A 25427-nucleotide genomic window follows, 5' to 3' on the forward strand; every position below is an offset into this window, starting at 1 on the left:
TTTGATATTACCATTCTCCATTAAGGCTAATGAAATAAATATAACTATCGTACCACAAAAATACACATACGAACCTGGAACGAATACTACTATTCCGATTATCTTAATCAATAAAGAAAACCATAAAGTAACATATGAACTAACAACATATAGCCAATCCAATAAAATATTGTTACTAAATGCAAAGAAAATAATAGAAATTCAGCCACAACAAAAAGAAAATATACTGCTCCCAATTAGTATAACAAAAGATTGTAATTATGGAGAACATATAATAACCTTGAAAATAGTAGACAATAAATCCACTAGCTATCAACTATTTGACCTTAAAATCAACGTTACAAAAAACGAACAATTCACACTAAACACCTTAAATAGTGTTGATTATGTAAAAGCTGGAGATACAATTAATTCTGACTTCACCATTAAAAACACTGGAAACACTAAACAAACTATTATTGTAAAAAGTAATCATGGGACAATTTTAGGTAACAATACAGTAAATTTAAAACCTCAAGAAGAAAAGATAGTTAGGGTGTACAAAATTACAAATCCTAAGGAAGCAAAAGAAAATAATCAGCTCTTAGATGTAACCATCAATGGCCGAAATACTGAAAATAAATTATCTGCATTTACGAATACTAAAATAATCCCCATCAATCCACAAACAATGGATGCTTACAAGAGATTACCTATCCAACTATCCCTCAATTATATTAATATGAGACAGCAAAACAAAAGCCAGCATGGATTTCAAGGAGAATTATATCTGAATACTAGTTTAAATAAAAGAAATAATGATCTTTTGGAGATGAAAATTATAAGCAAAAACCCTATTGAACAATATTATTATACGAAATACGATGAATACTATGCTACATATAGCAATAAAGATATCTACATTCATATTGGTGACAAAGTATATAGCTCTTCTTATTTGACCGAATATGCACGATATGGCAAAGGTGTAGAAGTACAATACAAAATAGGTAAATTTGGATTAAGTGGTTTTTACAATAAGCCAAGATTCTTTAAAAATATCGAAGATGAGTTCAATATAAAAAGTAATTATGCCATCAACAAATCGAACACTCTATCAATAGGATACTTACAAAAAAGACAAACAAAAAACAGCAGTACTCACTTACCTTACGTGATATACACAACAAATATAATCAAACACACAGCTATAGAATTTGAATATGCGTATTCAAAACATAGTAAATTAGATGGTTCTGCATATAGGATTGACTTAAATACAAAACTCAAGAAATTTAATGGTAGAATAAACTACTCTTATAGTTCTCCAAATTTTAGAGGATACTTTGCTAATACAACGAATATAAATAGTGCTTTAAACTATACCATATCATCGAAAATAAATGCTTTTCTAACTCACTCTCAAAATGAGAAAAATAGACAAAGAGATACGCTATTTTTTGAAGCTCCTCTATTTAAACAGACACAATTTGGAATAGATTACAATTATGCTAAAAAGGGAAAAATAACTTTATTTAATGGCTATATGAAAAATGAAGATAGATTGACAAAAAGCCTATTCAAGTATGAAGAATTATTTACAAAAATAAATATAAATCAGCAATTAGGGCCAATTCAACTTGATATCAACAATCATTTTGGGTATACAAAAAATAATCTAAGTAATAAAAAAGGCAAATCATCAATACAACAGGTAAGCTTAAGCATTTATAAATACAATGCAAATTTGATGATCTACGGAAGTATGTACAACACCTCTCGATATGATTATAGCAATCAAAAGAACTTTTATTATGGAGGACGGTTAAATAAAATCTTTTCAAAGAGCACTATGGCTAATATTTTTTATCAAAGTAATTATATTCCTGAAGAATACTATGCTGATAGAAATCAATTTGAAGGATCTGTAATACAGAATATAGGCAACAATCACGCGCTTGAATTATCGGGAAGATACTTAATACAAAGAGGGGAAATCGGCGACAAAGATCTTATTGTGTCTTTAAAGTACAAAGCATTATTGAACGTACCTATAAAAAAAATAATCACTTACACTTCTCTAACTGGTCATATAAGTGACAACAGCAAAGGCCTCAAAGGTATACGTGTTCAATTAGGTAATAATTATGCCATCACGGATAAAGACGGCAATTATACCTTTAAAAATATAGTACCCGGTGATTATTATCTAGACATAGACAGAAGTACATTATCCATAGATGCTATCAGTAGAATTTCCTTACCCAAGGCTATAACCATTGTAGGCGAAAATCTGAATCAACAGAACTTTGAAATTACAAAAGCAGCTGTTATAAAGGGCAATATAAAATATAATGACTATTTAAATCCAAATTCTTTATCTACGGATTTAGAAACAATACTTTCTACCAATATCATTATTGAAGCTACAGATGGTAATAAGACGTTAAGGAGAATAGCACGAATTAACACTTCATTTGACTTCACTTACCTGCAGCCAGGATCATGGAAGATTAAAATTTATGCGAACTCTTTAAATAAAAACTTAAAAATTGCTACGGACACCTTTGAATTTATGTTAGTCCCTAGTGAACTAAAACAAATTCAAATAGAAATAAAAGCTAATCAAAAGGAAATATTTTATCAACAAGAGCCTATTAATGTTGGATATATCGGTGCTAAATAGACTAAAATAGTTATGAAATCTATTTTAATATTAAATCTATTATTATTTTATGTGTTCCATATCTATGGACAATCAACTGCTACAAGTACAGTTAATCTCACGTTGACCACAGTGATGCTTATGGACATAGAGCCTTCAACTCCACTAATTTTTGATTTCACCGCCCCTACTGAAGCAGGAGAGCCTATAATTGGTCCGGCAGCTAATCTTACAAAATGGATAAACTACACTTCAGCAATAACTGAGAATGGCTTAAGTAGGAAAATAACCGCATCATTAAGTGAGATAATACCAGGGGTAAGTATTAAAATAGTAGCACTTCCTACCTCTGGATCTGGCCAGGGAATTCTAGGGATACCAAATCCAGAAATTACATTAAATACACTTTCTCAAAATTTATTAAATGGGATAAAAGGAGCCTTCACTGGTAATGGGATAAATAATGGCCACAATCTACGTATCACATTAATAACAAATGACTACAGTGCTTTGAAAACATTAAGTAATAAAACGGTAATGATTACTTACACTATCTTAAGCGAATGAAAACAAACAAATCAATACACACCCTGAATATAGAACAAGCCTTTATGCGTATAATATTTATACTATTCGTTTTAACACTAGCATCAATAAGCTGTACTGCTCAAATATTGTTTCGTACTGTTACCACCTCTACCCCGACATGGAATATCACTCCAACAGCTATCACCGAAGCAGGGAATGATTATTCCAGTGAATATAGTAGTGCCGAAAATCAAATCCTACTAAATGCCTATGTCCCACTAATAGGATTAACAGGACTAGGGAATGGAAAAATATCTGTTCATCAAGAAAACAGTACATGGAACAATCTATTAACACTTAGCATAAAAAGAACAGGACCTGGAACTTTAGAAGGAATATGTGTCAATTGCAAATTATACGGCAGTCTAAATGAAATTACGCTAACGAATATACCCCAAGAAATTTTTAACATTGAAGCTGTACTTAGTATAGCCAGCTATACTAACATACCATTGCAATTAAAGCTCAGAGGTGTGTCTGTCGTATTACCCGTTAAAAACTATGCTACAAAAGTTATTTTCACCATTACTGCGATTTAATATGAAAATAAATCCCCTGCTATGGATTATTGTACATATATACATAATCTAAACCGATCGCTTGCTCATTCACGGTACGTATTAATTTGCGGCTACCAGATATTTCAAAAGTTGCTCCTATCCTATTTTGATCTTTCTCTAAACCGGTTCTATTGACACTAATATGATGTGAATTTAAAAAATCTTGAAAGTCTTTCAAACGATCAACATTACTATCTATAAATGTCACATGTACAGTTCGTGACAAGTATAAATCAGCCATCATAGTTTCTATTTTTTGAAAAACCGATAGGACGATCACCATAATAACGGCCAAGCTTAGGCCAAAAATATGCTCCCCAAAGCCCACTATCATACCTATAGCTGCCGTAGACCAGATCACTGCCGCTGTAGTCAGCCCCTGCACTGTGAAGCGTCCCTGGAATATTACGCCAGCTCCTAAGAAACCTATACCTGTCACAATATTCGCAGCGATGCGATCGTCTGAGAGATCCCCCATACGAGATGCCAGCGTAAATATCGTTGCCCCTAGCGATATCAATATAACAGTCCTAAAGCCAGCGGATTTATTCTTGTATTCCCTTTCGACACCTATTATTGCTCCACATAAAACAGAAACTAGAATGGCATGAAACATCTCATTATTTAATAAAAAATCCATCATATGTTATAAAATAATCGCTATATAATCATTATATACTTCTTAAATTAGCCAAAAATAAAAATTAAATAACACATTATAGAGATGTAAAAGTTTAAATTACTTTTAGGTGTATTTTTTACACTAAAGTACCTTGAAAATTAAATATATAAACATATATTAGTGTTGATTTTTAACCAAGATCACAGCCAAAAGATATTTTATGTTAGATTTAAATCAACCTCATTTAAGGACAAATTTACTAAATGGGGAAAAAGTTTTAGTTTCTCCGCATCGCAACAACAGGCCATGGCAAGGTCAGGTTGAAGATATTTCAACTGAACAACGCCCTGCATATGATGATGCCTGTTATTTATGCCCTACCAATACACGCGCAGATGGTTCCACGAATCCAGACTACAAAGATAGCTTCGTATTTGTTAATGATTTCTCTGCTTTATTGTCCGATACACCTTCTGGTGAATATAATGAAGAAAATCTATTGAAAGCAGAATCCGAAAAAGGCTTATGTAAAGTGATCGCTTTTAGTCCACGACATGATCTTACTTTACCAGAAATGACGGAGGATGAGATAAAAAAAGTGGTCGATGTCTGGCAATCGGAGTTTATAGAATTATCAAAAATAGAATGGATAAAATACATCCAAATATTTGAAAATAAAGGATCCATAATGGGCTGTAGTAATCCCCATCCACATGGACAAATATGGGCGCAACACACGCTGCCTACAGAAATCGAAAAAGAAACCACACAATTCAAAAAACATTATACTACAAGGGGTACTTCTTTATTAAGTGATTATTGGCAACTAGAGGAAAAACAGCAAAAGCGTGTAATTATTAATAATGATCATTTTATAGTGGTGGTTCCCTTTTGGGCTTCATGGCCATATGAAACACTATTAATAAGTAAAGCTCAGCACCAAAATATCGCTCAGTTTTCGGAAGAAGAGAAAATAGATTTAGCCAAAACTATTAAAGAATTAACCACCAAATATGACAATATATTCAACACATCATTCCCCTATTCTGCAGGTATGCATCAAGCGCCTGTAAATAATGGAGACTATGAAGAATGGCATTGGCATATGCATTTTTATCCACCCCTATTACGTTCTGCTTCCGTAAAAAAATTTATGGTTGGCTATGAAATGTTAGCAACACCACAACGAGATATTACGCCTGAATTTGCGGCAGATGTAATCAAAAGACAATCAAACATACATTATAAAACAACGAAATAATGATTACAAAAGAATCCATAAACGCTTCTTTTAAAGATATATTCCATCAAGATGCTCAGGTAACTGTAAAATCTCCTGGGAGGATTAATATTATAGGTGAACATACCGATTATAACAATGGTTTTGTACTTCCTGCTGCAATCGACAAGTACATATATGTGGCCCTCAACGAAAGAAATGATGATCAACTACATCTTTTTTCAGCTGATTATAAAGAACATTATCAAACTGTTCTAAACACGATAGACAGCAATGCTCCTGATTGGGCTAAGTATATAATTGGTGTTGCTCAATTGATCCACAAAACAACAGATAAAGTAAAAGGATTTAATTTATATCTTGAAGGCGATGTACCTTTAGGAGCAGGCCTATCCTCTTCGGCAGCGCTATCATGCGCTACAGGATTTGGAATTAATGAATTATTCGGCTGTGAATTATCACGTATAGCTATAGCACAAATAGGTCAACAAACAGAGCATGAATATATCGGTCTAAAATGTGGTATCATGGACCAATTCGCTTCAGTTTTAGGCAAAGAAAATCACGCTATCAAACTGGACTGCAAATTATTAACTTTTGAATATGTATCTTTAGATTGGTCTGAATATGAGATTATCCTATTAAACACGAATGTAAAGCACAATTTGGCTTCTACAGCTTACAACGATAGAAGGAATTCGTGCGAACAAGGTGTAAAATGGGTAAAAGAGCAATATCCTGCAGTAGAATCATTAAGAGATATTACATTAGCACAATTAGATGCTATCGTAAAGCCCAAAGATGAAGATGTATATACCAAGTGTAGATTTATTGTCCAAGAGAACCAACGCCTGCATGATGCTGTTGAAGCATTCAAAAATAAGGATATGGTTGAATTAGGGCAGTTATTATTTAAGGCACATTGGGCATTGAGTAAAGAATATGAGGTTAGTTGTCCCGAATTAGATTTTTTAGTTTCACAGGCCGAAAACAATGAATTTGTAGTTGGCGCCCGCATGATGGGTGGTGGATTTGGTGGCTGTACGATCAACCTAATCAAAAAAGGAAATACCGAATCATTCATTAATACTTTATCTCCAGCCTACAAAGAGAAATTCAATTTAGAACTAACACCCATAAAAGTAAAAATATCAAACGGAACCTCAATGTTATTATAAAATAAAAAACAATCAATTATGAACCTAACACGATTATTAACTCTGTTTTTATTTACATCATCGGCATATTCATGTACGGGTAGTAAAAAGTCAAATACTGATGCTACAAACCATATTGCTACAGTTGATAGTATTAGTTTTAAGAGCACAATAAATGACCAAGAAGCTAATTTATATACCCTAAAGAACAACAACGGTTTCACGGTTTATTTAACAAACTTCGGGGCACGTATTGTCGGTATTATAGCCCCTGATAAAGAAGGAAAGCTTATTGATGTAGCATTAGGGTTTAAAACTGCTGCCGAATACAATAATCCCAAGGAACCGTATTTTGGGGCTATAGTCGGTCCCGTAGCCAATCGAATCGCCAATGGTAAATTCGAGATAGCAGATAATATCTATAATTTACCTATAAATAACGGCCCTAATACACTACATGGTGGTAAAAATGGGCTTCACTTTGTCGTTTGGAATACCGAAGTATTCAAAGATTCCATTCGATTTAGCTATTTACATCCCGATCTTCAAGATGGATTTCCAGGAAATAAACAAATCGATGTCACCTACGCGATCAATAACCAAAATGAGTTGACCGTTACTTATCGAGCAATTACAGATAAAGAAACCTACTTAAACCTTAGTAATCATACGTATTTCAATATGAATGGTGAGGGCTCAGGCACTATATTAGACCATCAACTTCAAATATTTGCCGATGCGACCACACCTGTAGATAGCACGTTAATACCGACAGGTGAAATAACAAATGTAGCAGGTACGCCATTTGATTTCACTTCATTAAAAGCCATCGGCAAAGATATAGATATTGAAAATCAACAACTGACCTACGGAAAAGGTTATGATCACAACTATGTATTAAACGAAACTAAGGGTAAAGAAATGAACCACGCGGCAAAAATTATCGGTGATAAAACAGGCATTACTATGGATATTTATACTACAGAGCCAGGTCTACAATTCTACAGTGGTAATTTTATGGCTGAAAATGTAATCTTAAAAAATGGGGTAAAAGATTCCTTTAGAACAGGTTTGTGCTTAGAACCACAAAATTTCCCTGACGCTCCAAATCAGCCAACTTTCCCTAATAGTAAATTAAAACCAGATCAAATTTACAATTCAAAAACTATATACTCATTTTCAATAAATTAATATGAAACTTCAAGATTATATTGTATTCTTCGTATACTTCATCATCGTATCTGGATACGGATTATATATTTATTACAAAAAAAAATCAGCTGTTCAAGACTCTAAAGATTATTTTTTAGCTGAAGGATCACTTACCTGGTGGGCAATCGGTGCTTCCCTGATCGCATCTAACATTTCGGCAGAACAATTTATTGGGATGAGTGGATCAGGTTTCAAAATGGGCTTAGCAATTGCTGCTTATGAATGGATGGCAGCAGTTACTCTAATTATTGTAGCTATATTCTTTATGCCTGTTTATCTAAAAAATAAGATTTTCACGATGCCACAATTTTTACATCAGCGTTATAATGGCACTGTAGCTATGATCATGGCTGTTTTCTGGTTGATGCTTTATATCGTGGTAAATTTAATGTCGATCCTATATTTAGGCGCTGTCGCTATTGGAGGTATTTCCGGGATTGACATAGGCACTTGTATTATTCTATTATCGATATTCGCTATTTTCATTACTTTGGGTGGTATGAAGGTAATTGGTTACACAGATGTAATACAGGTATTGGTGCTAGTTATTGGTGGTTTTGTAGCCGTATATATAGCTTTGGATATTATTTCTGAAGGTAAAGGTATATTCACTGGTTTTTCTAACCTTCACAAAGGTGCTTCCGAGCACTTTGATATGATTTTCAGTCCTGAGAATGAGAATTATATGGACCTTCCTGGATTAAGTGTTGTCGTAGGTGGTATGTGGATCGCAAACCTAAGCTACTGGGGCTGTAATCAGTATATTACCCAGCGCGCATTAGGTGCTTCCTTGCCAACAGCACGTAATGGATTATTATTCGCTGCATTTTTAAAAATGTTAATGCCTCTTATCGTCGTTATACCAGGTATTGCTGTTTATTATATGATCAAAAATGATATTTCAGCTATAAGCCCCGACTTACTATTGACCAGCAGTGGAGTTCAAGACCCTAATAAAGCATACCCCGCATTATTAACCTTATTGCCGACGGGATTAAAAGGTCTTTCCTTTGCAGCGCTAACCGCCGCAATTGTAGCATCATTAGCAGGTAAAGCGAATAGTATAGCAACTATATTCACATTAGATATTTACAAAAAAGCTTTTAACAAAGATGCTAGTGAAACAAAATTAGTTAACGTAGGTAAAATAGCAGTAGTAGTATCATTATTATTAGGTACGATGCTAGCCTTAGTCGTTGGCGATGCTTTAATGGGTGAAGGGAAACAAGGGTTCCAATACATTCAAGAATATACAGGATTCGTATCTCCAGGTATTTTTGCTATGTTCATATTAGGATTCTTCTGGAAAAAGACAACCTCGAATGCGGCACTTTTTGCAACTATTGGTGGATTTATATTCTCTGTTTTATTAAAATTTTCAGGAATATTAGTAAATTTAGAGTTTTTATCAGCGATAAATTTTGCTGTTCCTAATGCAATGGGTGTTTACGAAATACCATTTATGGATAGAATGAGCATTGTCTTCTTATTATGTATTGTTGGTATGGTTATCATCAGTCTTTATGATAATAAAAGAGGTATAGTTCCTAATGGATTAGAAATAGACGCTAAAATGTTCAGAATGTCACCGACATTTATAGTAATATCATTGCTATTAATAGGTGCAACAGCGGCATTATATATAGTATTTTGGTAAAAAAGTAACATATTATTAACCTAAATTATGATTAAACAAACATTGTTAGCTAGTTACTTATTAGTAGCTAGCTTATCTGCTGCACATGCACAAGATTGGAAAATTGCAGGAGACAAAATTCAAACTTCATGGTCTAAAAAAGTAGACCCAAAATCGCCACATCCAGAATATCCCAGACCTATTTTAAAAAGAGAGGGCAATTGGAAAAATTTAAATGGCTTATGGCAATATGCTTTAACACCAAAAGATCAAAGTAGTATTCCTTCCAATTGGGAAGGTCAGATATTAGTCCCCTTTGCCATAGAATCTGCTCTTTCGGGCGTTGGGAAAAGTGTAAGCCAAGATCAAGCACTTTGGTACCATAATACAATTGAAATACCTAAAAATTTCAACAAGAATCAAGTGTTATTACACTTTGGTGCTGTAGATTGGCAATGCGAAGTATACGTCAATAATATTCCTGTTGGAAGTCATGAAGGAGGTTTTGATTCTTTCAGTTTAGATATTACTAAAGCTTTAAAGAAAGGTCAAAAGCAGGAAATAACAATCCGTGTATGGGATCCCACTGACTTAGGACCTCAACCGCGAGGTAAACAGATCAACAACCCACACGGTATTTGGTATACTCCAGTGACAGGGATTTGGCAAACTGTATGGTTAGAATCTGTTCCGCTGACACATATTGTCTCTACAAAACAAACTCCAGATATAGATAAATCAGTATTAAATATTGATGCTAATATCGCAAACAGTTTACCAGGTGACCAGCTCATTATTGAGGCTTTTGATAAAGGTAATAGTATTGGCGAATGGAAAAAAGATGTCAATCAGCCGATCGAATTGAACATCAATAATCCTAAACTATGGAGTCCATCATCTCCACATTTGTATGATTTAAAAATCAAATTGGTACGCAAAGGTAAAACTATAGATGAGGTAGATTCGTATTTCGCTATGCGAAAAATCAGCTCTAAAACCATTAATGGGATAAAGCGCTTACTTCTAAATAATGACTTTGTATTCCAATATGGACCACTAGATCAAGGATGGTGGCCAGATGGATTACATACTGCTCCGACGGATGAAGCACTAAAATTTGATATCCTAAAGACAAAAGAAATGGGCTTTAATATGATTAGAAAACATATTAAAGTAGAGCCTGCGCGATGGTACAGACATTGCGATAGTATTGGTATTTTAGTATGGCAAGATATGCCAAGTGGTGATTTGGAGGGTAATATATGGGATATGCAACCTGGAAAAATACGTAACGGCAAACATGATAAAATAAGAACAGCCGCTTCAGAAGCTATCTATCGCAAAGAATGGAAAGCAATAATGGAGCAACTGCACAACTACCCTTCTATCGTGATGTGGGTACCATTCAATGAGGCTTGGGGTCAATTTAAATCCAAAGAAATAGTCGATTGGACAATCAACAATGATCCTTCACGCTTAGTAAATGGTGCTAGTGGTGGTAACTTCAATGCGCCAGGACATATCTTAGATATTCACAATTATCCAGATGCTGCAATGCCAGATCCAAATATATATGGTAAAGACTACATTCTAGCACTTGGTGAATTTGGAGGATTAGGTTTACCTATTGAAAACCATACTTGGCAAGTAAAAGACAATTGGGGATATCAATCATTCAAAAATAAAGAAGAGCTCAAAAAAAGATACGAGGAGTTGATAAATGATTTGAGTGCACTTATTCCAAAAGGCTTGTCTGCTGCTGTATATACACAAACAACAGATGTAGAGATTGAAACTAATGGATTAATGACGTACGACAGAGAAGTCATCAAAATCCCTGTTGAAGATTTATTTAAAATGCATCAAAAACTCTATAAGAAGTAGTAATTATTATCTAATTAAAAGAGCATCAACACAATTGATGCTCTTTTTTGTTTATAGTATATATATTAATTAATTATAAGCTGTAGCCAATTCTCATTTGCTACCGTTATAATTATAAATTTAGTCTTATGAAAACAATGAATAAACTATTCTCCGCCCTCTTTGTACTTGTTACTTTGATTAGTACTAGTTGTTTGAAAAACAATGATCCAGGCCCCTATGTGCCAAAGGCCGCATTGAAAATCGTCAATGCTTATACTAATGCTGATGCATTAGTATTCACCGTCGACAACAATTATATCACCCCTCCTAATGTACCCATCCGATATAATGAATACACTTCTAACGTAGCTTTAATATTCCCTGGAAATAAGAATTTTAAAGCATACAGTGTAGATAATAAACTAGTGTCAGATACCACTATTACATTGAGAGATAGTACGTATTATACATCTTTTGTTTTTGGTAATGGCGAGAAAGCAAAAAACATCATCACAACAGATGTTTCCTTAGGAAATATCAATACAAATGTGGCTTTACGATTCTTACACTTGGCTAGTAATTTAGGAAATGTTAATGTCTATCTAGACAATACTACGAGTACACCTATTTATCCTAATGTAGCTCCCGAAGTATTAAGTGCTAATAATACAGCAGCAAATACTGCATTTAAAGCACAAACTTCAGGAAAGCGAAAAGTAATTATTACGGATATGAATAATACTCCTATTATCGAAAGAGAACATGATTTTATCCAATCTCGTTATTATAGTATAATAATATCTGGCGATAACAATTCGACTTCAAAACCGATATATTTAGGCATTATACAACAATAGTATTTGGTTATTAATACTGGTTAAAAAGAAAATGGTTAATAATAAAATAGTTAAATAGCCTGAAAATCAAGGTGACAATTAACAAAAAAAGAGGCTATCTCTAGAAAGATAAGTCTCTTTTTTTTGCTGATATATTCTTCTTAGAATAGAACAAAAACTAAGACTCTTTGATTAATGCTCTGTCAAGATGTACATATCCTCCATCTACATGCAACAATTGTCCTGTTGTATGACTAGATTTATCAGAAAGCAAAAATACAGCAGTATTGGCTATTTCTTCAGCTGTAGTCATTCTATTACCTAGCGGAATTCTATTGGTAATTTTTAGTAATGTTTCTTCGGGATTATCTAACGTTCGAATCCAAGTATCATATTGTGGAGTCGAAGCCTCTGCTACAACAATTGCATTCACACGGATACCAAATGGCAATAATTCTACGGCCCATTCCCTTGTCAAGGCATTACGCCCACCATTAGAGGCTGCATAAGCAGAGGTATTGCCCTGTCCTGTTTCTGCGGTTTTTGAGCTAATATTTACGATACTTCCTTTAGAATCTTTGAGCGCATTTAATGCATGATGTGCCATCAGGTAGTAATGAATAAGATTTTTGTGGAGAGATCCTACAAAAGCTTCATAACTTCCCGAAGCAAGGCCAACGCCATCATTTTGTCCTGCATTATTTACAAGCCCATCTATCTTATTATATTTTGCTAACACCGCTTTAACAGCTTTTTCACAATCCTGAGGAGATGCTAATTCAGCTTCAACAGAAAAAACATCAGCCCCCAATTTCTTCACCTCTTGTTCTACCTGTAGATTATCTTTTTGTGTCCTTCCAATGATTACTGGAATTGCGCCTTCATTCGCCAAAGCAATAACAATAGCTCTGCCGATCCCCTTAGCACCACCAGTAACTATTACAACTTTATTTTTTAAATTCAAATTCATGATTGATTATTTAAGACCATAAAATTTAGTTGCGACACCACCCCAAAATCCTTCAGCTTCCTCAGCTGTAAAACTATCTAATTTCTGCTCGACAATTTGAATACTTTCTTCATAAGTAGCTGCCAATTCACAAACAGGCCAATCAGAGCCAAAACATACTCTATCTTTACCAAAAGATAAAATTACATGATCAATATATTGGCTAAAATGATCTAATTTCCAGGTTTTCCATTCTGCTTCAGTTGCTAATCCTGAGATCTTACAATATACATTAGGATATTTACTTAATTGTTCAATAAATAATGCCCAATCATCAAATTCCTTGGTCTTTATAGCAGGTTTGGCAATATGATCAAGCATAAATTTCTGTTGCGGATTATTTAGTACACATAATAGGGTACTCGCATAATGCCGAGGTCTAATCAACAAATCAAAGGTATAATTATACTTAGTCAAGGCTGCCAAACCACGTTGAAAATCTTCTCTTATCAAAAAATCCCCTTCCGGCTCTGCTTCAATTATATGTCTAAAGCCTTTTATTATTGGGAATTTAGAAAAATGCTCCAAATGTTCTTCTATGCGCTCTGCGCGCAGATCTACCCAACCAACAACACCTTTGATTAATTTAAAATATTCAGAAAGCTCTACTAAAAAAGCTGTTTCACGATGTGACTGATCTGCTTGTACAGCAATCGCTCCATCAAAACCATTTCTTTTTAATGTTTCGGATATGTCATTGGGGAGAAAGTTACGCTTGAGAACTACCATATCATCAGTAATCCAAGCATCTTTCACTTCATTATAAAGCCAAAAATGTTGGTGAGCATCAATACGCATATTATTATTTCTTAAAAGCTATCACTTCTTGTCGCTGCTGTCCTAAATAATCAGCCCCTAACTCAATGATATCTCCTTCTTTCAAATATATAGGTGGGTTAAAACCTAGACCTACACCTGCAGGTGTTCCCGTAGAGATAACATCACCAGGCAATAAAGTCATAAATTGAGATACGTAAGATACAATATAAGGGACATTAAAAATCAAATTGCTGGTATTACCATCTTGATAAATTTTACCATTTACCTTCAACCAAAGACGCACATTATTTATATCAGGTATTTCATCTACTGTAGTCAATACAGGCCCCATTGGCGCAAATGTATCACATCCTTTGCCCTTGTCCCAAGTACCACCTCTTTCAATTTGAAATTCACGCTCTGACACATCGTTATGCAACACATATCCACCTACATAATCTAATGCTTCACTTTCTGTTACATAAGATGCCTTCTTCGCTATTACAATTCCAAATTCTACTTCCCAATCTGTTTTTAGGGAATTTTTAGGGATCATCACATTATCATTAGGACCAACTAAAGCAGTCGTAGATTTCATAAATATGATTGGTTCTGACGGAATCGCTGCTCCAGTTTCTTCGGCATGATCTTTATAATTCAAACCTATACACACAATTTTCGAGGGCCTTGCAAAAGGAACTCCTAATCGTGTCCCTGGAGGTACAGTTGTTAAAGATTCAAAATTAGCATTTATATATTTGCGTAAACGGGAAATACCATTACTTTCAAAGAAAGACTCATTATAATCTTCACCAAAGTCAGAAACGTCATAGTTTTCATCTGCTATTTGTACACCAATTTTTTCTTTTCCTGGTTCTCCAAATCTTATTAATTTCATTTTGTTAATTGTTTAGGTATAATTTTACTATGGTTAATTGTTAAGTTTTATAAAACCCCCATCTATAGGGTAGTCATTACCAGTTATAAATGCGGCATCATCCGAACATAAAAACAAAGCTAATTTAGCAATTTCATTTGGTTTTGCCATACGACCGATGGGTTGAGATAGAGCTAATTTGTCAAATATCTCTTCTTCTTTACCAGGGTAGTTTTTAGCAATAAATCCATCCACAAATGGCGTATGAACTCGTGCTGGAGAAATAGAATTACAACGGATATTATCATTGATGTAATCGCGAGCGATAGATAACGTCATTGCATAAATCGCTCCTTTACTCATCGAATAAGCAAAACGGTCACTAATTCCTACAATTGCGGCTATAGAAGCAAGGTTTAATATAACCCCACCTTTATTGACTTTCATCTGGGGGATCACAGCATAAAGCGCATTGTATGCCCCTTTTACATTAACATCAAACACCCGAGAGAAATCATCTTCCTTACAATTCTCAATATTACCTACGTGGGCGATTCCTGCATTATTAACAAGAATATCTACTTTACCAATCGCTTGCACCGCAGTTAATACTTCCTGGTGGTCAGCAATATTTAGTATGCTTATATATGCCTTACCACCCAGAGATACTATTTCATGAAGGACCTCTTCAGCACCTGTTTTATTCAAATCTAATATATGTATTGTGGCCCCCTCACTTGCAAATAATAGACTTATAGCTTTGCCAATACCAGAACCACCTCCAGTCACAATTGCTATTTTTCCTTTTAATTTTGACATTATTAATTTCCATTAATTATTAAAACATAAGCCACATTATCCGTTATTTTAGGTAATGTAACTTTCAATTTATTGTCTTTCAATTGGTAATTGACTTTACTATTCTTGTCAAAAGTTGTAATTGACTTTATTGGTCTTGTAAAATTTTCAATTTCTAATACCTCAGCTTCTGTATTCATAACATGAAGAAATATTTGGTTACCTTTTTGGGTAAAAGCATATTCCTCAGTAGGATCAATAAAACCACCTTCTGTACCATAGATAGCATCACCATATACAGCCAGCCAATCACCTATTTCTCTCAATCTAGATTGTTGATAATCCTGAATTTGACCATTCGGCATTGGACCAACATTGAGCAATAAGTTTGAACCATGACCTGCAGCCTTGATTAAGTACCCCAATACCTCTTTCATAGTTTTACGCTTTCTATCTTTGATATCAAATCCCCAAGAACCTGCAATTGTACCGCACACTTCTTTCGGTAAGGAACCAATATGTTCAGAACTAGTGCCAAATCCGGTCTTATTCTGCCCAGGTAAATCACGCTCAAACATTTGAAAATCTTCACCAGGAATCGGAGATATATGATGATTGTTACCAATAAGGCATTGCGGTTGGAGCGCATGAATTAATCCATACAATTCATCATATTTCCAGTCTACATCTGGTTTATCCCAATGCCCGTCAAACCAAATACCATCGATCTGACCATATTGTGTAAGTAACTCCGTCAATTGGGCTTTCATAAATTTAATATAGCTCTCCCAATTACCTTGTGTTGAATCTCTTTCTAAAACCCCTCTCCCAGTTTTACCGGCTGGCAAATAGTCATTTCTTTTCCAATCCAATAGCGAATAATAAAACATTACCTTAAGCCCTTCTGCACGACAAGCATCCACGAATTCTTTTATGATATCCCTTTTGAAAGGAGTAGCATCTACAATATTGTAATTAGACTGCTTAGTGTGCCACATCGAGAAACCATCATGATGACGTGACGTAAAGGTTACATATTTAGCACCACTATCTTTATAAAGCTTGGCCCATTGCTTGGCATCAAAATCTATAGGGTTAAAAAAATTAGGTAATAATGCGTATTCACTTAATCCAAAATTTTGATTATTCATCACCCATTCACCATCACCAAGAATACTGTATACTCCCCAATGAATAAACACGCCAAATCTTGCCTCTTCAAACCATTGACGATTATCCAAATTTGCTTTTGATGGGATATAATTTTGTTGTGCATTGACCTGTATAATCTGCAGCAATAACAAAATTGTAACTAATAACTTTCTCATTCTTTTCATTTTATAAGGAAACACCTCTTCGCCACGGAATAAAATCATCTTGCCCCAATTGGACGGCCTTAACTATTGATTCCCCACTAGCTACCTGTATTACATATTCTAGTATTCGATGTGCTGCTTCTTCAATGGTTTCTTCTCCGTCTATAATCGTCCCACAATTGATATCTATTATATCCGACATCTTGTTATATATCTTTGTATTAGTTGATATCTTAATAACAGGTGCAATAGGATTGCCCGTTGGTGTACCTAGGCCCGTTGTGAATAATACAATATTTGCACCCGCCCCTACTTCTGCAGTTGTACTTTCGACGTCATTACCAGGTGTACATAATAAATTTAAGCCCGGTCCATTGGCCAATTCCGGGTAATCTACCACTGCAACCACCGGAGAGGTTCCTCCTTTTTTTGCTGCTCCAGCAGATTTTATAGCATCCGTTATTAAGCCATCGCGGATATTACCAGGAGAAGGATTCATATAAAATCCCGAACCATCAGCCTCTGCTTTAGCATTATATACCTTCATGAGATGCATAAATTTTTCAGCGGTCGATTCATCAATGCAGCGATCACTTAACTCTTGTTCTACGCCACACAACTCGGGAAATTCGGCTAATATAACGGATCCCCCTAATGCCACAAGCATATCCGACAAATAACCTAATGCAGGGTTAGCTGAAATCCCAGAAAACCCATCCGAACCGCCACATTCCAAACCAATGCAAAGCTTATTCAATGGTGCCGCTTGACGCTTTTGTTGGTTTGCTATTGCCATACCTGCAAAAGTGGATTTAATCGCTTTTTGCATTAATTCTTGCTCCGTCCCTTCGACTTGCTGTTCAAATATGTACAAAGGTTTATCAAAATTTGGGTCACGCTTAGCAATTTCACTTTTTAGAATTGAAGCTTGTGCATGTTGGCACCCTAAACTTAAAACTGTAGCTCCTGCGACATTGGGATGTGTAATATAGCCTGCCAATAAACCACAAAGAGCATCAGAATCCAATCGCGTACCACCACAACCCATCTCATGATTCAAAAATTTTATACCATCAACATTCTTGAAGATTCTGTTTTGTTTATTTTCTACTTTTATGGAAGATAGATCTAACCCAAGTAATTCTTCTACAGCTGCTCCAGATTTATATTTCTGAATAAGCTTATCTACATCTTCAGTATAGTCTTTGGAAATTACAGCATATCCCAATTTTTCCTCTAATGCTGATTTTAAGGTAGCCACATTTCTATTTTCACAAAACACCAAAGGAATGACTAACCAATAGTTCGCCGTACCTACAGCACCATTACTACGGTGAAATCCATTAAATGTTTTCTCTAACCAAGATGAAACATCAGGCCTATCCCAGGACAATTTGCGCGATGATAGCTTGAAATCATCAGCAGCATGACGTAGATTATCTACATCGATCAATTCACCAGCCTTCAAGTCATAGTTTACCTTACCCACCAATACACCATACATATATACCTCTTGATCTTTAGTGATAGCATCTATTGTAAACTTGTGTTTGGCAGCAACAGATTGCAATAAGGTGATAGACTTGCCGTTAAAATTTAGTTTGGTCCCCGTTGCTAAATCTTGTAATGCCACTAAAACATTATCTTTAGGGTGTATTTGTAAAAACAATAAACGCTCTCTGCTCATACTATAATTCAAATATTTGTTTCATTAAAACCCATTTAGCCCCATTCTCGGATCCAGGGATAGCTTGCTGATATTTCCACATCAATTGTTCCCATATCTGTACCTTTTCATTTGCGGCATCCATCAAAGATTTCCGTTCAAATGTAAAGCTGTCATCTACATCCATAATCATAAACAACCTATTTTCAAACCTATATATATCCATACGAACAACACCCGCATTGACAATAGATTCTTTTATTTCAGGGCTTACGTTTCGATGATATTCCTCATATTCTTGAATAAGTTCTTTATTATTAACCAAATCCAATGCTAATGTATATCTCTTCATTTATTTTATACTTATTACTTGGTGATACTTTTGTTGTTTATGGCAAATAAAAAAACAATAACAAAACAGAGCAATACCACATAATAAGACATGTGAATATTACCGGATATATCTGTTATTTGACTTGCTAGCGGAGGGATAATCGCTCCACCAACTATGGACATTATAATTAAACTTGAAGCTGATTTGGTGTCTGCACCAGTATTTTCAATCCCCATTGCGAAAATCGTAGGAAACATTATAGACATAAAAAATGTAATAGCTATCAATGCATATAGCGTTATCATTCCTGCACCATAGATAACCACAAAACACAGTAAACAGGATATCAAACTATATACTGCTAAAAGTTTGTACGGCGCGATGTAACGCATAAAAAAAGTCCCTATAAAACGACCTATCATAAATAATAAACCTGCTAAACCTGCATAATATTTAGCCTCTTGGCCGCTCATTTTCAGGGCATCTTCGGTAAAAACTAATAAAAAACTCAACACATAAATCTGTGCGCCCACATAAAAAAATTGAGTTATAACAGCCCAACTAACATTTTTATGTTTTAGCGAACCAAAGAAACCTTTAGAAGATTCTCCTTCGTTGACTTCTTTTATGTCAGGAAGTTTGGTGAAAAAAAATAATATTGCGACCACTAATATGATTAGCCCCAACACTAAATAGGGACCTTTCACCAAAGCTGTTTCCGCCTGAATATAAGCTTGTTTGGCTGTTTCAGAAAGTGAAGCCAGCTCCTCTGGCGATTTGGGCTCTTCAGCTAGAATAAATATACCGCCGACAATTGGTGCTATAGATGCTGCTAAGCCATTAAAGGATTGTGCAAAATTCAGACGTTGTGTTGCTTTTGCAGGATCCCCAAGAACTGTAATATATGGATTAGCTGCAGCTTCTAAAATAGTTAAGCCACAGGATAATATAAAAAGTGCTGCAAGGAAAAATGGATAACTCACACTATTGGCTGCAGGAATAAAAAGGAAACAGCCTAAAGCAAATAAGCTTAATCCCGTAAGAATACCTGCTTTATAGCCATATTTTTTCATAATTAATCCTGCGGGAATAGCTAATAAAAAATAAGCTGCAAAAACTGCGGAATCAACCAATGAAGCTTGGAAGTGTGTTAAGCTAAATGCTGATCTAAGATGCTTGATTAATATAGGATCAAGATTATGTATGAACCCCCAAAAGAAAAACAAGGAGGTAATCAAAATAATTGCAAACGTATAATTCTTCTTTTCTGTCATTCTATAATGGTATATATTGAAAATACTAATTAAAACATAATTATTTATAATAAACTAAACGTTATTACCTATAAAATAAACTATATTATCCTTTTAAGGATAAAACATGTATTTTAGGAATAAATAAGCTTCAGCCAATGAGACCTAAACAATTAATTAACAACAAAGAATATCACAATAGCTTCACGATTCGACATGATATATATCCTCAACATCATAATAGTTGGCATTATCATGAGCAACTGGAGTTGGTATGGATTGCTAAAGGTGCAGGTTCTTTATATTTGGGTGATGCAATAAAAGACTTCTCCGAAGATACTTGTGTACTTATTGGTGCTAACATCCCTCATTTCTGGCTTTTCCATACTAATAATACTGAAGAAAATTCGCCAAACATAGATTGTGTAGTCATTCATTTTAATAATGACTTTGCGGGAAAGGATTTATTTAATATTCCAGAATTACATGAATTGAAAATATTGTTGCAAAAAGCCGAAAAAGGACTCATAAGCCATAAAGCAAAATCAATAGCAACTTTGTTTGAACAAGCTTTAACACATGACGGTATTTCAAAATTTATTTCGTTGATCGAAATATTAAAAAATTTTTCATCCCTGAATCTCGATAGTATTGTAAGTAACAATTATTCCACATTAAATAGTTCGAATGATGAACAACGTATGCGCAATGTTATGGGTTTTATTCGCGATAACTACAAACTAAAAATCGAGCTTCAAATGCTAGCGAATGAAGCCAAAATGACCAAAAATTCATTTTGTCGCTATTTTAAACAGAAAACAGGAAAGTCCCCCACCTCCTTTATTAATGAATTAAAAGTAGCTCATGCTTGTAGGTGCTTAAAAAATACAGATATGTCCTTGAAAGAAATCTGTTTCGAAAGCGGCTTTAATAATTTTGTTAGTTTTCATAAGGTATTCAAAAGCCTAATTAATATGACACCTATCCATTTTAAAACTAAATACACCGCTTACTAACAGTTAATTATAAAACAACCTCTTGCTCAGATCCAAGTACTATTAAGAAAAACACTTACAGATTTAATTACTTAATTGTGCTGTTTTTCATTTTATAAAGAGCACTTATTGATCAGCGTAAACGGTCGAATAAGAAAAGTTTAAAAAAAACATAATAAAGAAAGTATTGATACTTTTAATTAAAAAAAATAACTAAAAATAATAATTAATCGGTTTATAAGCGTTATATTAGTAAGAATGTACTCCGAACTTACTCAATATTAACATGAAAATTATTATTATTTCAACATACATTCCTCAGAAATGTGGTATAGCAACATATTCAAATGACTTATACAAATCTTTAATAAAAACTACTACTAATCATACTATAAACATAATAGCAGTTACCGAAAATGGCTCATATAAATATCCTTCGGAGGTAGTTGCTACCATAAATAAAGAATCCAAAGAAAATTATATTTATCAAGCTAACTTTATTAACAATAACTATGATATATGTATCCTTCAACATGAGTTTGGAATTTTTGGAGGCCTATCTGGAGAACATATCATAGAATTAACAAGCAGACTATGCATTCCTCTACTCACCAACTTCCATACTACACTCGATAATCCCACAAAAAAACAATCTTATATTATAGATGCATTACACAAGGCAAGCGATACAATCACAGTAATGACTGAATCTGCAATAAAACTGATGAAAAAGCAATTTAATATCAAAGATGAAAAAATGAAACTCATTCACCACGGTGTCCCTATATTTGATATAGATCAAAAGAAAGCAAAAACAAAGTTAAATTTACCTACCTCCAAAATATTAATACTAAGCTTTGGATTCCTTAGTAAAGGGAAAGGATTTGAAACTGCAATAGATGCCATAGCCAAAATAAGTGATTTGAATTTTCTCTACATAATATTAGGCAGCACACATCCTAATATTATAAAAAAAGATGGGGAAGAATACAGAGAATTTCTACATCAAAGAATATCAAATTTGCGTGTAGATAATAAAATTCTGATGATAAATAAATTTGCAGATAACAAAGAGCTAAAGCTTTATCTAGCCGCCTGCGATATATATATCACCCCATATCCAAATAAAAATCAAACAAGTAGTGGTACACTTTCATTCGCTGTGGGTGCAGGTGCCGCTGTTATATCTACCCCCTATCATTATGCGAAAGATTTATTAAATCACAATAGAGGCTTACTGTTCAATTTCAATGACCCTACACAATTGGCTTTTTTAATAGATACCTTGATCAATAACCCAGTAGTACTTCAAAAATATAGAACCAATGCTAAGACATATGGCAAGACTATACAATGGCCTATCATCGCAAAACAATTATTAATTATTTTACAAAAAACTATTAAGAATAATAAAACATGTCTGAAATAACATATACTGCCATCCCTTTTAAACTTCATTTAGACCACATTATAAGATTAACGAACCAAGTAGGCATATTGCAACATGCCAGATTTTCCTTTCCAAATTATCATCATGGCTATTGTTTAGATGATAATGCTAGGGCATTACAATTAACTGCAATAGCAAGAGCAATATATAATACAAGTGAATATGATCATTTGATTGACACCTATTTATCATATATTATGTATATTCAGAATAATGATGGTACATTCAAAAATTTCCTATCTTATGAGAATGAATTTCTGGATGAAATAGGAAGTGATGATTCTTTCGGTAGAACTATCATGGCACTAGGAATCACCATGGAAATGGATCAAAGAGTTCATATTAGTCGAATTATAACCGATATAATAGATAAATCATATGATAGACTGACCCAAACGTTATCAATAAGAACAGCAGCCTATATCATATGTGGTTTACATGCTCTTCATTATTCCAGAAAATACAGTAAAGATATACGTTTAAAAATAAAAACTTTAGCCGATTTTATAATCAGTCAATATGAACGCAATGCCACCAACGAATGGCATTGGTTTGAAGAATATATAACCTATGACAATGCCCTTATTCCCTATGCCCTGTTTCTTTCTAATGAGATTATAAAAGATCACCGATATGAAGAAGTTGGTATATTAGCTACCATTTTCTTAGATTCAATTCTTTTCAAGGGAGAATATTTAGCTCTAATTGGTAACAATGGCTGGTATTCAAAAAATCAACCTATTAGTACTATTGGTCAACAACCCATTGAGATACCTTCCATGATCCTTTTATATAAAAAGATCAATCTACGGTACCCACAAATAAAGCTTAAAGGCACGAGTCAGAAATGCTATGAATGGTTATTTGGGAAAAACAACATCAAACAATCCTTATATGATAAAGAAACAAAAGGCTGCTCTGATGGAATAGAAAAAAATACTATAAACTACAATCAAGGAGCAGAAAGTACCATAAGTTTATGGCAGGCCTATTTATTCTTTAATCACTAGATTTTATTTTTTAATAGTTCGTCTAATAAATCATTGATAGGAATCGTAGCATATGTGGAAGAGTGATCAGACATTGCATAAGGGATTATTAAACAGTCATTATGTACCATCTGACCACAAGAATACACAACATTAGGAACATATCCTTCTCTTTCTTCATCATCAGGATATAATATAGGCTCTTTCAAAGAACCTATAATTTTTGTAGGCTCCTTCAAATCAAGTAAAATAGCACTAATTGTATACTGACGCATTGGTCCAACACTATGCGTCAGTACGATCCAACCTTTGGACGTTTCTATCGGAGAACCGCAATTCCCCAATTGTATAAACTCCCAAGCATAACGAGGTTCATTAAGTAATATCACTTCCTCTTGCCAATTGCCGATATCGTCTGAGAAAGATATATAATTATTCTCCCCATCTACGCGACAGAGCATCGCATATCTGCCATTAATTTTTTTAGGAAATAATGCAGCGCCTTTATTTGCAATTTTACCATTTATAGGCTGAATCTTAAAAGTAATAAAATCCTTAGTTGATAATAGTTTTGGCATAATACTTATGCCATCAAATGCCGTATATGTGGCATAATATATACTCCTACCATTGCCATAATCAAATTTAAGAAATCGTGCATCCTCAATACCATTTTTCTCAGTATCAGAAATAGGAAAAATAACACGTTCAGAAATTGATGTATCTAATGAATATTTAATCTGATAATGAGATGATCCTAACCATAAAATATGATTTAAAAACTGGTTATATTTATAATTGTCGCCATAGACTGATTTCAATTCATAAATAAACCTTCTTAATTCTTCATAAATAAAAGTATCTGGAAATTTATCGTAGATAATCTTTAAGAAATCCTCATCGACAGTTTCATGCATAGAAATTTTTTCAAAAAAATCAATTTTAGCATAGATATGATTTTTAAAATGTTTAGGTTTTTCTAACAAATTACCTACTTCATCAATATGTAGGTCCAAATGCTCATCAATAATACCGGACCTAAATACAATTGAAGAAACATGCCCCTCTCCTGTAGCCCTAAAGCTCAAGATAACACGCTTTTCGCCGTTATTTAATTGGGACTGATCGGGAGAAACAACAATAGAAGGATTAAAAAAAGCGGCAGCTTCCACAGAATATTCCATAGTGAAATAAGCACCTATAAGTAGCTTTTCTTTGAAAGAATAGGAATATTCAGCAATCTCCGTACTAAAAACAGCTGCAATAGTCCTTTTAAAATTTGCCTCCCATATCTCTACTACACTACGATGTCTATTAGAAAAATTACGTAATAATTGATTTAAGGTATTGTCTTTTTCAGCACTGCTCAAAGCGAGTACTCTACTTATAATATTTTCTTTACGATCATCACTAACGTTAAAATATCTTGCTAAAACTCGCTTTGAATCAGGTCGAAAATAAATGTTTTTGCGAGTTATCTTTAAATTCATATCTGTCTTTAAGCTAATAACGCTGTAGATAGTTTTTTATTTTGCTACAACTATATTTAAGTAAAAAAATATCATTAAAAGAAAATTAATTTACAATAAACTATTGATCTTATTACATTACCATCTTATG

General features: G+C 33.9%; 22 protein-coding genes. 12 read left to right on the forward strand and 10 right to left on the reverse strand.

The window, feature by feature from the left end:
• The first annotated feature begins 1 nt into the window (after position 1).
• From IP023_RS11550 to IP023_RS11560, 3 genes are read left to right on the forward strand one after another with little or no spacing between them, the layout of a single operon-like run.
• Positions 2 to 2665 (forward strand): carboxypeptidase-like regulatory domain-containing protein, encoded by a 2664-nt coding sequence (locus tag IP023_RS11550; RefSeq protein WP_241790519.1) that lies wholly within the window; start codon positions 2 to 4, stop codon positions 2663 to 2665.
• A 12-nt stretch (positions 2666 to 2677) separates the two neighbouring features.
• Positions 2678 to 3211: a hypothetical protein gene (locus tag IP023_RS11555; protein ID WP_241790520.1), complete on the forward strand. Its 534-nt coding sequence runs from the start codon at positions 2678 to 2680 to the stop codon at positions 3209 to 3211.
• Positions 3212 to 3255: 44 nt separating this feature from the next.
• Complete coding sequence (locus IP023_RS11560) at positions 3256 to 3771, forward strand: hypothetical protein (RefSeq protein WP_241790521.1); 516 nt, start codon at positions 3256 to 3258, stop codon at positions 3769 to 3771.
• A 19-nt stretch (positions 3772 to 3790) separates the two neighbouring features.
• On the opposite strand, the gene IP023_RS11565 is transcribed toward IP023_RS11560, so the two are convergent.
• Complete coding sequence (locus IP023_RS11565; RefSeq protein ID WP_241790522.1) at positions 3791 to 4435, reverse strand: MgtC/SapB family protein; 645 nt, start codon at positions 4433 to 4435, stop codon at positions 3791 to 3793.
• 199 nt (positions 4436 to 4634) lie between these two features.
• On the opposite strand from IP023_RS11565, the gene IP023_RS11570 reads away from it, so the two are divergent.
• The 6 genes from IP023_RS11570 (at position 4635) to IP023_RS11595 (ending at position 12382) form a co-directional block, all read left to right on the forward strand.
• Positions 4635 to 5675: a UDP-glucose--hexose-1-phosphate uridylyltransferase gene (locus IP023_RS11570; RefSeq protein WP_241790523.1), complete on the forward strand. Its 1041-nt coding sequence runs from the start codon at positions 4635 to 4637 to the stop codon at positions 5673 to 5675.
• Positions 5675 to 6832 (forward strand): galactokinase, encoded by a 1158-nt coding sequence (galK, locus tag IP023_RS11575; protein ID WP_241790524.1) that lies wholly within the window; start codon positions 5675 to 5677, stop codon positions 6830 to 6832. Before IP023_RS11570 ends, galK begins: the two co-directional genes overlap by 1 nt.
• 18 nt (positions 6833 to 6850) lie before the next feature.
• Entirely contained in the window at positions 6851 to 8002 is a 1152-nt protein-coding gene (locus IP023_RS11580; protein ID WP_241790525.1) for an aldose epimerase family protein, read from the forward strand.
• Between the two features lies 1 nt (position 8003).
• The gene (locus IP023_RS11585) at positions 8004 to 9680 is read left to right on the forward strand and encodes a sodium/sugar symporter (RefSeq protein WP_241790526.1); all 1677 of its coding nucleotides are present in this window, start codon (positions 8004 to 8006) and stop codon (positions 9678 to 9680) included.
• Between the two features lie 27 nt (positions 9681 to 9707).
• Complete coding sequence (locus IP023_RS11590; protein WP_241790527.1) at positions 9708 to 11543, forward strand: glycoside hydrolase family 2 protein; 1836 nt, start codon at positions 9708 to 9710, stop codon at positions 11541 to 11543.
• A gap of 137 nt (positions 11544 to 11680) precedes the next feature.
• Complete coding sequence (locus IP023_RS11595) at positions 11681 to 12382, forward strand: DUF4397 domain-containing protein (RefSeq protein ID WP_241790528.1); 702 nt, start codon at positions 11681 to 11683, stop codon at positions 12380 to 12382.
• Between the two features lie 157 nt (positions 12383 to 12539).
• Here IP023_RS11595 and IP023_RS11600 read toward each other — a convergent pair whose 3' ends face one another.
• From IP023_RS11600 to fucP, 8 genes are read right to left on the reverse strand one after another with little or no spacing between them, the layout of a single operon-like run.
• Positions 12540 to 13331 (reverse strand): L-fucose dehydrogenase, encoded by a 792-nt coding sequence (locus IP023_RS11600; protein WP_241790529.1) that lies wholly within the window; start codon positions 13329 to 13331, stop codon positions 12540 to 12542.
• Positions 13332 to 13337: 6 nt separating this feature from the next.
• Positions 13338 to 14168, reverse strand: coding sequence for an amidohydrolase family protein (locus tag IP023_RS11605; RefSeq protein WP_241790530.1), 831 nt, complete (start codon positions 14166 to 14168; stop codon positions 13338 to 13340).
• A gap of 4 nt (positions 14169 to 14172) precedes the next feature.
• Positions 14173 to 15027: a fumarylacetoacetate hydrolase family protein gene (locus IP023_RS11610; RefSeq protein WP_241790531.1), complete on the reverse strand. Its 855-nt coding sequence runs from the start codon at positions 15025 to 15027 to the stop codon at positions 14173 to 14175.
• A 33-nt stretch (positions 15028 to 15060) separates the two neighbouring features.
• The gene (locus IP023_RS11615) at positions 15061 to 15825 is read right to left on the reverse strand and encodes an SDR family NAD(P)-dependent oxidoreductase (protein WP_241790532.1); all 765 of its coding nucleotides are present in this window, start codon (positions 15823 to 15825) and stop codon (positions 15061 to 15063) included.
• A 2-nt stretch (positions 15826 to 15827) separates the two neighbouring features.
• Positions 15828 to 17132 carry an alpha-L-fucosidase gene (locus IP023_RS11620; protein ID WP_241790533.1) on the reverse strand — a complete coding sequence of 435 codons (1305 nt, stop codon included), beginning with the start codon at positions 17130 to 17132 and terminating at the stop codon, positions 15828 to 15830.
• Between the two features lie 10 nt (positions 17133 to 17142).
• On the reverse strand, positions 17143 to 18807 hold the full coding sequence (locus IP023_RS11625) for a UxaA family hydrolase (protein ID WP_241790534.1): 1665 nt from the start codon (positions 18805 to 18807) through the stop codon (positions 17143 to 17145).
• Between the two features lies 1 nt (position 18808).
• Complete coding sequence (locus IP023_RS11630) at positions 18809 to 19138, reverse strand: L-rhamnose mutarotase (protein WP_241790535.1); 330 nt, start codon at positions 19136 to 19138, stop codon at positions 18809 to 18811.
• 14 nt (positions 19139 to 19152) lie between these two features.
• A complete protein-coding gene (gene fucP, locus IP023_RS11635) occupies positions 19153 to 20394 on the reverse strand; it encodes an L-fucose:H+ symporter permease (RefSeq protein ID WP_241790536.1) in 1242 nt (413 codons plus the stop codon).
• Positions 20395 to 20531: 137 nt separating this feature from the next.
• Between fucP and IP023_RS11640 the strand changes: the two genes are divergently transcribed.
• From IP023_RS11640 to IP023_RS11650, 3 genes are all read left to right on the forward strand, one after another.
• Entirely contained in the window at positions 20532 to 21389 is an 858-nt protein-coding gene (locus IP023_RS11640) for an AraC family transcriptional regulator (protein ID WP_241790537.1), read from the forward strand.
• Between the two features lie 265 nt (positions 21390 to 21654).
• Positions 21655 to 22797: a glycosyltransferase gene (locus tag IP023_RS11645; protein ID WP_241790538.1), complete on the forward strand. Its 1143-nt coding sequence runs from the start codon at positions 21655 to 21657 to the stop codon at positions 22795 to 22797.
• Positions 22785 to 23828 (forward strand): hypothetical protein, encoded by a 1044-nt coding sequence (locus IP023_RS11650; RefSeq protein ID WP_241790539.1) that lies wholly within the window; start codon positions 22785 to 22787, stop codon positions 23826 to 23828. Before IP023_RS11645 ends, IP023_RS11650 begins: the two co-directional genes overlap by 13 nt.
• Here IP023_RS11650 and IP023_RS11655 read toward each other — a convergent pair.
• Positions 23825 to 25297 (reverse strand): glycoside hydrolase family 130 protein, encoded by a 1473-nt coding sequence (locus IP023_RS11655; protein ID WP_241790540.1) that lies wholly within the window; start codon positions 25295 to 25297, stop codon positions 23825 to 23827. The two genes, IP023_RS11650 and IP023_RS11655, sit on opposite strands and share 4 nt — an antisense overlap.
• Positions 25298 to 25427: the final 130 nt, after the last annotated feature.

It is taken from the genome of Sphingobacterium rhinopitheci, from assembly GCF_022627575.1.
GTDB lineage: Bacteria > Bacteroidota > Bacteroidia > Sphingobacteriales > Sphingobacteriaceae > Sphingobacterium > Sphingobacterium rhinopitheci.